At 71.0% G+C, this 12,393-nt stretch carries 11 protein-coding genes; 7 read left to right on the top strand and 4 right to left on the bottom strand.

Annotation, left to right across the window (positions count from 1 at the left end; genetic code table 11):
- The first annotated feature begins 48 nt into the window (after positions 1–48).
- From PotMrB4_RS03725 to ureC, 6 genes are read left to right on the top strand one after another with little or no spacing between them, the layout of a single operon-like run.
- On the top strand, positions 49–882 hold the full coding sequence (locus tag PotMrB4_RS03725) for an urease accessory protein UreD (protein ID WP_142012489.1): 834 nt from the start codon (positions 49–51) through the stop codon (positions 880–882).
- Between the two features lies 1 nt (position 883).
- Positions 884–1,186 carry an urease subunit gamma gene (locus PotMrB4_RS03720; protein WP_044411119.1) on the top strand — a complete coding sequence of 101 codons (303 nt, stop codon included), beginning with the start codon at positions 884–886 and terminating at the stop codon, positions 1,184–1,186.
- A gap of 7 nt (positions 1,187–1,193) precedes the next feature.
- Positions 1,194–1,703, top strand: coding sequence for a GNAT family N-acetyltransferase (locus tag PotMrB4_RS03715; protein WP_142012491.1), 510 nt, complete (start codon positions 1,194–1,196; stop codon positions 1,701–1,703).
- A complete protein-coding gene (locus PotMrB4_RS03710; RefSeq protein WP_172432546.1) occupies positions 1,700–2,233 on the top strand; it encodes a GNAT family N-acetyltransferase in 534 nt (177 codons plus the stop codon). Before PotMrB4_RS03715 ends, PotMrB4_RS03710 begins: the two co-directional genes overlap by 4 nt.
- Positions 2,234–2,235: 2 nt before the next feature.
- On the top strand, positions 2,236–2,541 hold the full coding sequence (locus PotMrB4_RS03705; RefSeq protein WP_044411111.1) for an urease subunit beta: 306 nt from the start codon (positions 2,236–2,238) through the stop codon (positions 2,539–2,541).
- Positions 2,542–2,559: 18 nt separating this feature from the next.
- Positions 2,560–4,260 (top strand): urease subunit alpha, encoded by a 1,701-nt coding sequence (gene ureC / locus PotMrB4_RS03700; RefSeq protein WP_172432545.1) that lies wholly within the window; start codon positions 2,560–2,562, stop codon positions 4,258–4,260.
- Positions 4,261–4,279: 19 nt separating this feature from the next.
- Here ureC and PotMrB4_RS03695 read toward each other — a convergent pair whose 3' ends face one another.
- From PotMrB4_RS03695 to PotMrB4_RS03685, 3 genes are all read right to left on the bottom strand, one after another.
- The gene (locus tag PotMrB4_RS03695; RefSeq protein ID WP_172432544.1) at positions 4,280–5,491 is read right to left on the bottom strand and encodes a response regulator; all 1,212 of its coding nucleotides are present in this window, start codon (positions 5,489–5,491) and stop codon (positions 4,280–4,282) included.
- A gap of 12 nt (positions 5,492–5,503) precedes the next feature.
- Positions 5,504–8,995 carry a response regulator gene (locus PotMrB4_RS28350; protein WP_172432543.1) on the bottom strand — a complete coding sequence of 1,164 codons (3,492 nt, stop codon included), beginning with the start codon at positions 8,993–8,995 and terminating at the stop codon, positions 5,504–5,506.
- A gap of 63 nt (positions 8,996–9,058) precedes the next feature.
- Positions 9,059–9,850: an AraC family transcriptional regulator gene (locus tag PotMrB4_RS03685; protein ID WP_172432542.1), complete on the bottom strand. Its 792-nt coding sequence runs from the start codon at positions 9,848–9,850 to the stop codon at positions 9,059–9,061.
- Positions 9,851–9,933: 83 nt separating this feature from the next.
- On the opposite strand from PotMrB4_RS03685, the gene PotMrB4_RS03680 reads away from it, so the two are divergent.
- On the top strand, positions 9,934–10,938 hold the full coding sequence (locus tag PotMrB4_RS03680; RefSeq protein ID WP_172432541.1) for a bile acid:sodium symporter family protein: 1,005 nt from the start codon (positions 9,934–9,936) through the stop codon (positions 10,936–10,938).
- 16 nt (positions 10,939–10,954) lie between these two features.
- On the opposite strand, the gene PotMrB4_RS03675 is transcribed toward PotMrB4_RS03680, so the two are convergent.
- Positions 10,955–12,310 carry a 3-oxoacyl-ACP reductase gene (locus PotMrB4_RS03675; protein ID WP_044411092.1) on the bottom strand — a complete coding sequence of 452 codons (1,356 nt, stop codon included), beginning with the start codon at positions 12,308–12,310 and terminating at the stop codon, positions 10,955–10,957.
- Between the last annotated feature and the right edge of the window lie 83 nt (positions 12,311–12,393).

The raw sequence follows: 12,393 nt of genomic DNA, 5'->3' as shown, positions 1-12,393 counted from the left end.
CTCTTGCTTGCCCACTCGGTCAACTATTCCGAGAAGCGCCACCGCCCCATGAACCTGCCTGCCACCCCGTTCACGCCGAGCTGGCCCGCCGAACTGGAGCTGGCCTATGCCCGCCAGGGGGAACGCACCATTCCGGTGCTGCGCCGCCACCTCGGCCCCCTGAGGGTGCAAAAGCACCTGCACGCCGAAGGCCCCGGAGTCTGCCAGCACATCATCGTCCACCCGCCCGGCGGCATCGCCGGGGGCGACCGGCTGGACATCCGCGCCCGGGCCGGCGAGGCCAGCTGGGTGCAGCTCACCAGCCCCGGCGCGGCCAAGTGGTACCGCGCCACCGCCCCGGCCCGCCAGGACCTGCAGCTCACCGTCGAGCCCGGCGCGACCCTGGAATGGCTGCCCCAGGAGACCATCCTCTACGCCGGCGCCCAGGCCGACCTGCACAGCCGCATCGACCTGCACGGCGATGCCCGTCTGCTTTACTGGGACATCGTGGCCCTCGGCCGCCCCGCGGCGGGCGAGCGCTTCGTCGACGGCCACTACCAGGCCGCCCTCGACATCCGTCGCGACGGGCACCTGCTGTGGCATGAACGGCAACGGGTGGAAGGCGGTGACGGCCTGCTCGACTCCCCCATCGGGCTGGCCGGTTTCCCGGTGTTCGCCACCCTGATCGCCACCGGCGAGATCGCCCCCGAGCTGCTGGAACGCTGCCGCGAGCAGCCGTGCGGCGGACGCGGCGACCTAACCCAGTTGCCCGGCCTGGTGCTGGCCCGCTGCCTGGCCCCCGAGGCCCTGCAGGCCCGTGCCTGGCTCATCGAACTCTGGCGCCTGTTGCGCCCTGCCTTGCTCGGCCGCGAGGCCAAGCCCCCGCGAATCTGGAGTACCTGAGATGGACCTGTCGCCCCGCGAGAAAGACAAGCTGCTGATCTTCACCGCCGGCCTGGTGGCCGAGCGGCGCCTGGCCCGTGGCCTGAAGCTCAACTACCCGGAAGCCATGGCCTTCATTTCCGCCGCCCTGCTGGAAGGCGCGCGCGACGGCCAGACCGTGGCCCAGCTGATGCACTACGGCACCACGCTGCTGACCCGCGAACAGGTCATGGAAGGCGTGCCGGAGATGATCCCGGAGATCCAGATCGAAGCCACCTTCCCCGACGGCACCAAGCTGGTGACCGTCCACCAGCCCATCGCCTGAGGTCGCCATGCCCTACGTCATCCACGACGCGCGGGACGCCGACCTGCCCGGCATCCTCGCCATCTACAACGACGCCGTGGCCCACACCACGGCGATCTGGAACGAAACCCAGGTGGACCTGGCCAACCGCCAGGCCTGGCTGGCCGAGCGCCGTGCCGCCGGCTTCCCGGTGCTGGCGGCGGTATCCCCCGCCGGCGAGGTGCTCGGCTACGCCACCTACGGCACCTGGCGCAGCATCGAAGGCTTCCGCCACACCGTGGAGCACTCGGTCTACGTGCGCGAGGGCCTGCGCGGCCAGGGCATCGGCCGGCACCTGCTGGAAACCCTGGTGCACCGCGCCCAGGAGGCCGGGCTGCACGTGATGGTGGCGGCCATCGAGACGCAGAACAGCGCCTCCATCCACCTGCACCAGCGCCTCGGCTTCGTCGTCACCGGGCAGATGCCCCAGGTGGGGCGCAAGTTCGGCCGCTGGCTGGACCTGACCTTCATGCAGCGCCAGCTGGACGAAACCCCGTGACGTCGGCCCTGCAGATCGACCGGCTCGACGCCGCCGGCCTGGCCCGGCACCGCCCGGCGCTGGTGGCCCTGCTGCTGGACAGCGTCGGCCACGGCGCCTCGGTGGGCTTCCTCGCCGACCTGGATGCCGACGCAGCCGGGGCCTACTTCGACCAGGTGCAGCAGGCCCTGGCCGAAGGCGCGCAGTGGCTGTGGATCGCACAGCGCCAGGGCCGGCTGCTCGGCAGCGTGCAGCTCGGCCTGTGCCAGAAGCCCAACGGGCTGAACCGCGCCGAGGTGCAGAAGCTGCTGGTGCTCAGCACCGCCCGCCGCCAGGGCATCGCCCAGGCACTGATGCAGCACCTGGAGGCCGAGGCCCTGGCAGCCCGGCGCGGCCTGCTGTACCTGGACACCGAAGCCGGCAGCGACGCCGAGGCCCTCTACCAACGCCTTGGCTACACCTGCATCGGCGGCCTGCCCGACTACGCCTGCGGCCCGGACGGGACCTACCGGGCCAACGCCATCTACTACAAGACGCTCTTCGAGGCCTGACCATGATTCCCGGCGAATACCAGATCCAGGACGGCGAGATCGAACTCAATGCCGGCCGCCGCACCCTGACCCTCTCCGTGGCCAACACCGGCGACCGGCCGATCCAGGTCGGCTCGCACTTCCACTTCTTCGAGACCAACGACGCCCTGGCCTTCGACCGCGCCAGCGCCCGTGGCATGCGCCTGAACATCCCCGCCGGCACCGCCGTGCGCTTCGAGCCGGGCCAGAGCCGCGAGGTGGAGCTGGTGGACCTGGCCGGCGCGCGCCGGGTGTTCGGCTTCGCCGGGCGCGTCATGGGCGACCTTTAAACAACAGGAAGAACGCAGATGAAGATCAGCAGACAGGCCTACGCCGACATGTTCGGCCCCACGGTCGGCGACAGGGTGCGCCTGGCCGACACCGACCTGTGGATCGAGGTGGAGAAGGACTTCACCACCTACGGCGAGGAAGTGAAGTTCGGCGGCGGCAAGGTGATCCGCGACGGCATGGGCCAGGGCCAGCTGCTGGCCGCCGAGGTGGTCGACACGCTGATCACCAACGCGCTGATCATCGACCACTGGGGCATCGTCAAGGCCGACGTGGGCCTCAAGGACGGGCGCATCGCGGCCATCGGCAAGGCCGGCAACCCGGACATCCAGCCCGACGTCACCATCGCCATCGGCGCCAGCACCGAGGTGATCGCCGGCGAGGGCATGATCCTCACCGCCGGCGGCATCGACACCCACATCCACTTCATCTGCCCGCAGCAGATCGAAGAGGCGCTCATGAGCGGCGTCACCACCATGATCGGCGGCGGCACCGGGCCGGCCACCGGCACCAACGCCACCACCTGCACCTCCGGCCCCTGGCACATGGCGCGCATGCTCCAGGCCGCCGACGCCTTCCCGATGAACATCGGCTTCACCGGCAAGGGCAACGCCTCGCTGCCCGAACCGCTGATCGAACAGGTGAAGGCCGGCGCCATCGGCCTCAAGCTGCACGAGGACTGGGGCACCACCCCGGCGGCCATCGACAACTGCCTGAGCGTCGCCGACCAGTACGACGTGCAGGTGGCCATCCACACCGACACCCTCAACGAGTCGGGCTTCGTCGAAACCACCCTGGGCGCCTTCAAGGGCCGCACCATCCACACCTACCACACCGAAGGCGCCGGCGGCGGCCACGCCCCGGACATCATCAAGGCCTGCGGTTTCTCCAACGTGCTGCCCAGCTCCACCAATCCGACCCGGCCCTTCACCCGCAATACCATCGACGAACACCTGGACATGCTCATGGTCTGCCACCACCTGGACCCGAGCATCGCCGAGGACGTGGCCTTCGCCGAAAGCCGCATCCGCCGCGAGACCATCGCCGCCGAGGACATCCTCCACGACCTCGGCGCCTTCAGCATGATCAGCTCCGACAGCCAGGCCATGGGCCGCGTCGGCGAGGTCATCACCCGCACCTGGCAGACCGCCGACAAGATGAAGAAGCAGCGCGGCGCGCTGCCCGGCGACGGCCACGGCAACGACAACTTCCGCGCCAAGCGCTACATCGCCAAATACACCATCAACCCGGCCATCACCCACGGCATCAGCCACGAAGTGGGCTCGGTGGAAGTGGGCAAGTGGGCCGACCTGGTGCTCTGGCGCCCGGCCTTCTTCGGCGTGAAGCCGACGCTGATCCTCAAGGGCGGGGCCATCGCCGCGAGCCTGATGGGCGACGCCAACGCCTCCATCCCCACCCCGCAACCGGTGCACTACCGGCCGATGTTCGCCAGCTACGCCGGCAGCCGCCATGCCACCAGCATCACCTTCATCAGCCAGGCCGCCTTCGAGGCGGGCGTGCCCGCACAGCTGGGGCTGCAGAAGAAGATCGGCGTGGTGAAGGGCTGCCGCAGCGTGCAGAAGCAGGACCTGATCCACAACGACTACACCCCGACCATCGAGGTGGACCCGCAGAACTACCAGGTGAAAGCCGACGGCCAGTTGCTCTGGTGCGAACCGGCCGAGGTGCTGCCGATGGCGCAGCGCTACTTCCTGTTCTGAGCGGCGCCGGCCGACGGGCTCAGGCGTCCACCGGCGGCGTCTGCTCCTCGGGCAAGGTCAGCTCGATGGTTTCCGCCAGGGAGGTTTCCAGGCGCTGCAGTTCGCCTTCCAGGGCCGCCTCGTCGTCGCCGTAGCGCTCGGCGATGCGGGCGAAGCCGTCGGCCACTTCGAGGAAGGCCATCACCACCAGCGGGTCGAAGTGGCTGCCGCTGGCGGCGCTGATCCGCTGGATCGCCTCGTCGCCGCCCACCCGGGGGCGGTACGGGTGCGGTGCGGTGAGTTCGTCATAGTGGTCCGCCACCGCCATCAGCCGCGCCGCCAGGGGGATCTGCTCGCCCCGCAGGCCGTCGGGGTAGCCGTCGCCGTCCCAGCGCTCGTGGTGGGACTGGATGATCTGCCGGGCATAGCACAGGAAGCCCTCGCCCTCGCCGCCCGCCAGGCGCCGGTCGGCGCGCTCCAGGGCTTCGCGGCCCAGGCGCGTGTGGCTCTGCATCAGCCGCAGGTCGTCGCCCTCCAGCGCGCCGGGGTTGAGCAGGACGCGGTCCGGCAGGGCCACCTTGCCGATGTCGTGCAGCTGCGCCGACTTGGCCATCAGCGCCACCTTGTCCGGGGTCAGCTCGTCGGCCAGGGCCGGTTGCTGCCGGGCCAGGGCATTGCCCAGCAGGCGCATGTACAGCTCGATGCGCACCAGGTGGTTGCCGGCGGGGTTGTCGCGCAGGTCGGCCAGGTTCGCCAGGGCCTCGATGGTGGCTTCGTGCAGGTGGCTGATCTCGCGGGTGCGGCGGCGCACCTCCAGCTCCAGGTATTCGCTCTTGTCCCGCAGGAAGTCGGCGTTGGCCTTGAGCTGCAGCTGGGCCTGGATGCGCGCGAGGACGATGGGCGGGCTGATGGGCTTGGTGATGTAGTCCACCGCGCCGAGGTCGAAGCCGCGCTGCTCGTCCGCCGCCTCGCCCCGGGCGGTGAGGAACACCACCGGGATGTCGCGGGTGGCCGGGTCGGCCTTGAGCCGGGCGCAGACTTCGTAGCCGTCCATCTGCGGCATCATCACGTCCAGCAGGATCAGGTCCGGCGGCTGCCGGCCGCCGGCGATGCGCAGGGCCTTCTCGCCGTTGCCGGCGACCTTGACCCGGTAGCGGTCCATCAGCAGCTCGCTCATGAGCTCCAGGTTGTCGGGCGTGTCGTCCACCACCAGCACCACTTCACGCTCCGGTCTGTCCAGCATCCCGGTCATCACGGCACCTCGTCATAACGTGATTTCGCGCTGGTCGGCCAGCGCGCGCAGCGCTTGGTGCGCTGTCTCGAAGTCATAGGCCCGCACGGCCGATTCCAGGGCCCCGTAGCCTTCATTAAAGGCGCTGCGCAGCATTCCGGCCTGCTCGTCGAGCAGCCGCGCGGCCCGTGGGTCGTCCTCCTCCAGCAGGCGGGCGAGCTGGCGGCAGGTGCGCGCCAGCGCGGCGCTGTCGTCGGGGGCTGCCGGGGGCGGCGCAGCGGCCTCGCGCTGCAGGGCCTCGATGGCTCCGACCAGCGCCAGCAGTGGCGGTTCCAGCTCGGTCAGCAGCGGTTCGATGCGCTCCGGCTCCGCTGCATCGGCCAGGGCCTGTTCGAGGGTGGCGGCCTGAGCCTTGAGCCCATGGGCCCCGAGGCTGCCGGCCAGGCCGCGCAGGTCGTGGGCCTGGCGCTCGGCCAGGCTGCGCTGGCCGCTGGTCAGGGCTGCACGCAGGCGCTGGCCCCAGTCGCGCTGGCCCTCGGCGAAGCGCACCAGGAGCCGGCGGTAGGCGTCCTCGCGGCCGAGGGCGCGGCGTATCCCGTCGGCGATGTCGACCCCCGGCAGGTGCCAGGCCGGCAGCGGCGGCGCCACGAGCGGAACCGCTGCCGGGCGGGGGCCGAGCCAGCGCGACAGGGTGCCCCACAGTTCGCGGGGCTCGATGGGCTTGGCGATGTGGTCGTTCATGCCGGCCGCCAGGCAGCGCTCGCGGTCGTCGGCCAGGGCGTTGGCGGTCATGGCGATGATCGGCAGGCGGGCGAAGCGCCCTTCCTGGCGCAGCCGGCGGGTGGTCTCCAGGCCATCGAGCACCGGCATCTGCATGTCCATCAGCACCAGCGCGTAGTGGCCGTCGGGCTGCCAGCGCAGGCGGTCGAGGGCGTCGAGGCCGTTCTCCGCCAGGTCCACCTGGAGGTTGGCCATCTCCAGCAGCTCTCCGGCCACCTCGCGGTTGAGCGGGTGGTCCTCCACCAGCAGCACGCGCTGGCCGTCGAACTGCGGCATGTGGGTCGCCTCGCTGCGCGGCGCGGCGGCCTGGCGCTGCAGCTGGCAGGCGTGGATGGCATGCAGCAGGCGCGGCAGGGTGAGGGGCTTTTCCAGGTACTGGTCGATGACGTCGACGCTGGGCTCGCCCTCCCCTGTCGTACTGGCGAGCAGCACCCACGGTGTCTTGCCCAGGGGCAGGGCCGCCAGGCGCCGGGCGGTCTCCAGGCCATCGAGCCCGGGCATATGGCGGTCGAGTATCACCAGGCTGAACGGGTTGCCCTGGGCGTCGGCCTCCTGCAGGCGGGCCAGGGCGGTGTCGCCGTCGCCACAGTGCTCGGCCCGCAGCGCCAGGCTGGCCAGCAGGTCGCTGGCGGCACGCCGGGCGCTGGGGTTGTCGTCCACCACCAGGGCACGCAGGCCGAGCAGGTCGGGACGCAGCAGGTCCGGCTGGGGCTGTTCGGGGGCGATGGGCAGCAGCAGGCGGCACCAGAACAGGCTGCCCTCGCCGGGCTGGCTGTCCACGCCCACATCACCGCCCATGGCTTCGGCCAGGCGCCGGCAGATGGCCAGGCCGAGGCCGGAGCCGCCGTAGCGCCGCGTGGTGGAGGTGTCGGCCTGCTGGAAGGACTCGAACAGCCGCGCCTGCTGGGCGGCGTCCAGGCCGATGCCGGTGTCGCGCACCGAGAGTTGCAGCAGCCAGCCGCCGTCGCGCGGTTCACCGCGCACGGCCACCTCCACTTCGCCGCGCTCGGTGAACTTGACCGCGTTGTTGGCGAAGTTGATCAGGATCTGGCCGATGCGCAGCGGGTCGCCCACCAGGTGCCGGGGCACCTGCGGGTCGATGCGGAAGATGAGTTCCAGCCCCTTGTCAGCCGCCCGTTCGCCCACCAGGGCGGCGAGGTTCTCCAGCACCAGGGTGAGGTCGAAGTCGATCTGCTCCACCTCCAGCTTGCCGGCCTCGATGCGGGAGAAGTCGAGGATGTCGTTGATCAGCCCCATCAGGTGCTGGCTGGCCTGGCGGATCTTCTCCAGGTAGTCGCGCTGGCGCGGTTCGGGGCCGGCACGCAGGGCCAGGTGGGTCATGCCGACGATGGCGTTCATCGGCGTGCGGATCTCGTGGCTCATGTTGGCGAGGAAGTCCGCCTTCAGCCGCGCGGCCTCTTCGGCCAGTTCCTTGGCGCGCTCCAGGGCCTCTTCGCTCTGCTTGCGCGCGGTGACGTCGCGGCTCACGCCCACCAGCCCCAGCAGGTGCCCGTCTTCATCGTCGAAGGTGGCGCGCACGGTGGCGTAGAGCAGCTTGCGGCCGTCGCGCTGGAGCACCCAGTCCTCGCTTTCCATGGGCCGGCTCATGGCCAGCGCGGCCTGGTCCTGGATCAACCGCAGGCGGGCACGTTCGGTGGGCAGCAGCTCGGCATCGGTGTGCCCCACCAGGCCGTCGAGGTTTTGCCCGATCAGTTCGGCGAAGGCCTGGTTGGCGCCGAGGTAGCGGCCGCCGGTGTCCTTGAACCAGATCGGGTCGGGGATGGCGTCCACCAGCGCCTGCAGGGTGCTGCGCTGGCGCTGGGCCTCGGCTTCGGCGCGCTGGCGTTCCACCACCTGCACCGCCAGGCGGCGGTTCCACACCAGCACGAAGGTCACCAGCACCAGCACGGCGAGCCCGTAGGGCCAGCCCAGGGCCAGTAGCTCGTGCCAGTCCACGCTGTCGGCGGGGGGCAGCCAGCGCGCCAGGATGGCCTCGCGCTCGCTGTTGGTGACGCTGGCCAGGGCATGGTCGAGCAGCTCGGCGAGCATCGCCTGCTCGCGGAGCACGGCGAAGTGCAGGGCACTGCCGGCCAGGCCGGGATCGCCGCTGACCTCCAGGTTGCTGAGGTTGAGCCGGTGGATCAGGTAGCCGGCCGCCATCATGTTGCCGACGTAGGCATCGGCCCGGCCGGAGGAGAGTGCCCGCAGGGCGGCCTCGGTGTCGCTCGTCTCCACCAGTTGCAGGTCGCGGCTGCGCTGGCGCAGGCGGTCCTCCATGGCGTAGCCGCGTTCCACGGCCACGCGGCGCCCGGCCAGGTCGTCGAGGCTGCGGTAGGGCGTTTCGCGGCGGGAGTAGATCAGGCTGGTGGTGGTCAGGTAAGGGTCGCTGAAGGCCATCCAGCGCTCCCGCTCCGGGGTCTTGGCCGCCGACGGCACCACGTCCACCTCGCCCCGGCGCAGGGCTTCGCGGGCCTGGGGCCAGTCGTCGAAGTAGACCGGCTCCACGCCGAGCCCGAGGCGCTCGCCGAGCAGGCGCAGGAAGTCGGCGCTGATGCCCTGGTAGCTGCCGTCCTCGCCCATCAGGTCGAACGGTGGCCAGCCCTTGCGCTCCAGGCCCACGCGGATGCGCCCGTGCTCCTGCAGCCAGCGGGCTTCGGCGGTGGAGAACTCCAGCGGTTCGGCGGCCTGGCAGGTGCTGCTCCCCAGCAGCAGGAGCAGCACCAGCCGGCCGAGCAGTCGCAGCATGATCGGTCCCTGTATCGCGGTCTTGACCGCTTCAGCTTAGCCACCCGGCGGGCGCCGGGCGGCTCAGCGGAACAGTTCGCCGGGGGTGACGCCGAATAGCCCGCGAAAGGCGGCGATGAACGCCGAGGGGGACTCGTAGCCGCTGGCCAGGGCCACTTCGGTGACGCTGGCGCCGCCCTCCAGCGGCTGCAGCGCGGCGAGCAGGCGCAGGCGCTGGCGCCACTGGCGGAAGCTCAGGCCGGTCTCCCGCAGGAAGGCGCGGCTGAGGGTCTTCTCCGAGGTGTTGAGCCGGGCTGCCCAGTCCCCCAGGCCGAGGGCCAGGTCGGGCTGCGCGGCCAGTTCGTCGCAGAGCACCCGCAGGCGGCCGTCGGCCGGCATCGGCAGGGAAAAGCCGGCCTCGGGCAGGGCCCGCAGCTGGTCCAGCAGCACCGCCACCAGGCGCGCCTCGGCGCTGTCGCCCTCGGGGTACTCCACCGGCAGCAGGCAGAAGGCCTTGATCAGTTCGCGGGCCAGCGGGGTCACTTCCAGCACGCGGCACTGCTCCGGGGCCCAGGCGCAGGCATCGCGGCGCACGTAGAGGCTGCGCATCTCGGCGTGCATGGAGCTGACCACCTCGTGCTCCAGCCCGGCCGGCACCCACACGGCCCAGTGCGGCGGGGCGAAGAAGCTGCCGTCGGCGGTGTGCACGCCGAGCACGCCGCTGATGGCGTAGGAGAACTGCACCCAGTCGTGGCGGTGGCGCGGCGTCCAGGAGCCGGCGCGCAGGCTCTCGGCACGGGCGTAGAGCGGGCGCGGCAGGGCATCGAGAGTGGGGATCAGCCGGGCGGGGCCGCGCTGCTGTCCGTTTGTCGACATGGATTGATCCTTTGTCGTTAGACGGTCGGATTCTGCCCCAGCTACCCTGCCGCCTCAATCCCCCGCTGCCCCGGAGGCCCCCGATGTCCGCTCTCAAACCCCTCAAGCGCCTGGTCACCGACTGGTTCCTCGGCGGCATGCTGCTGGCCGTGGCGCTGGCCTGGCTGTTCCCCAACGTGGGCCGCCACGGCGGCCTGCTGCACGCGGAGAACCTGATCAACGCCGGGGTGTTCCTGGTGTTCTTCCTGCACGGCATCAACCTCTCCACCGAGCAGATCCGCAAAGGGCTGGGCAACTGGCGCCTGCACCTGATGGTGCAACTGTTCACCTTCGCCGCCTTTCCGCTGCTGTGGCTGGCGGCGGACCGCCTCCTGGGCACCCACCTGCCGACGGCGCTGATGCTGGGCTTCTTCTACCTGTGCGCGCTGCCCTCGACCATCTCCTCGTCGGTGGCGCTGACCGGCAGCGCCGGCGGCAACGTGCCGGCGGCGATCCTCAACGCCAGCCTGTCGAGCCTGCTGGGGGTGTTCATCACGCCCTGGCTGGTGAGCCTGGTGGCCGATGCCAACGGCGGCATGGACCTGGGCAAGACGCTGCTGGACCTGAGCCTGCTGCTGCTCCTGCCGCTGGTGCTGGGCCAGGGGCTGCGCCCGCTGTGGGGGCGCTTCTTCGCCCGCTACAAGCGCTACACCTCGGTGTTCGACAAGCTGGTGATCCTGCTGCTGGTGTTCGCCTCGTTCAGCGATTCGGTGGCCGCCGGCATCTGGCAGCAGCAGGGGCCGGAGACCCTGGCCATCGCCTTCCTCGGCAGTGCGCTGGTGCTGGCGCTGATGCTCTGGTCCACCACCCGCGCGGCGCGGGCGATGGATTTCAGCCATGAGGACGAGATTGCGGCAGTGTTCTGCGCCACCAAGAAATCCCTCGCCGCCGGTGCGCCGATGGCGGGGATCATCTTCGGCGCCAACCCCGCGCTGGGGCTGATCCTGCTGCCGATCATGCTGTACCACCAGATGCAGCTGATCGTCTGCTCGGTGATGGCCGAGCGCTACGCCCAGCGGGGCGCGGCTCTGGCGGCACAGGCGGCCTGAAGCGGCCGCCGGCGGGTCAGGCGCCCAGCAGGCTCTGCCCGCAGACCCGCATCACCTGGCCGGTGAGGCCACCGGAGCTGGGCTGGGCGAACCAGGCCACGGCTTCGGCCACGTCCTGGGGCAGGCCGCCCTGGCTCATGGAGTTCATGCGCCGGCCGGCTTCGCGGATGGTCAGCGGGATGGCGGCGGTCATCTGGGTTTCGATGAAGCCGGGCGCCACGGCGTTGATGGTGATGCCGCGCTTGGCCAGCGCCGGGGCCCAGGCCTGGGCCAGGCCGATGACGCCGGCCTTGCTCACCGCGTAGTTGCTCTGCCCGAGGTTGCCGGCGATGCCGCTGATGGAGGCGATCAGCACCACGCGGCCGTTGTCGTGCAGCTTGCCGGCGTCCAGCAGGGCCTGGGTCAGCACCTGGGGGGCCTTGAGGTTGACGTTGATCACCGAGTCCCAGAAGGCTTCGCTCATCTTCGCCAGGGTCTTGTCACGGGTGATGCCGGCGTTGTGCACGACGATGTCCAGCCCGTCGGGCAGCGCCTCCACCAGGCGCGCGGGGGCGTCCTCGGCACAGATGTCCAGGGCCACCGCGCGGCCGCCTAGGCGGGCGGCCAGGGCTTCGAGGGCGTCCTTGGCCTGGGGCACGTCCAGCAACACCACCTCCGCACCGTCCCGGGCGAGGGTCTCGGCGATGGCCGCGCCGATGCCCCGCGAGGCCCCGGTGACCAGCGCGCGCTGGCCGCCGAGGGGACGGCTCCAGTCCTTGACCTGGGCGCTGCTGGCGGCGAGCCGCAGCACCTGGGCCGAGACGTAGGCGCTCTTGGGCGAGAGGAAGAAGCGCAGCGCGCCTTCGAGCTGGTCCTCGGCGCCCTTGCCGACGTACACCAGCTGCACACTGCCGCCCCGGCGGATCTCCTTGCCCAGGGAGCGGGTGAAGCCCTCCAGGGAGCGCTGCACGCTGGCGGCGATCGGGTCCTTGAGGCTTTCCGGCGGGCGCCCCAGCACCACCACGCGCGGGCATTTGCCCAGGCCCTTGAAGGTGGGCTGGAAGAAGTTGCGCAGCTCGATCAGCTGCTCGAAGCGGGTCAGCCCGCTGGCGTCGAACACCAAGGCCTTGAGCTTGGGCCCGTGCTCGGCGGTCCAGCGCGGCAGGCCGAAGCGGCCTTCCTCGGCGGCGAAGGATTGGTCGGTGAGCTTGTTCAGCACGGCGCTGGCGGCGTCGGCCAGGGCCCCCTCGCCGCCCAGCAGCAGGGCACCGTCCACCGGCCGCACGCGCCCTGCGGTCCAGCGCTCCAGGCGCAGCGGCGCGGGCAGGCCGAGGGCGCCGACCAGGCGTCGGCCGGTGGTGGAGTTGGCGAAGGCGAGATAACGGTCGGACATGGGGGCAGGCTCCTGCACGCATAAGAAGTGGGGCCACTCTACGCAGACAGCGCCGGCCCGCAATTGACCGCGTTGCCCGCCGC

It is taken from the genome of Metapseudomonas otitidis (assembly GCF_011397855.1).
Taxonomy (GTDB): Bacteria; Pseudomonadota; Gammaproteobacteria; order Pseudomonadales; family Pseudomonadaceae; genus Metapseudomonas; species Metapseudomonas otitidis.
Note: the sequence above shows the minus strand (reverse complement) of the source record. Positions and strands in the feature narration are given on the sequence as shown.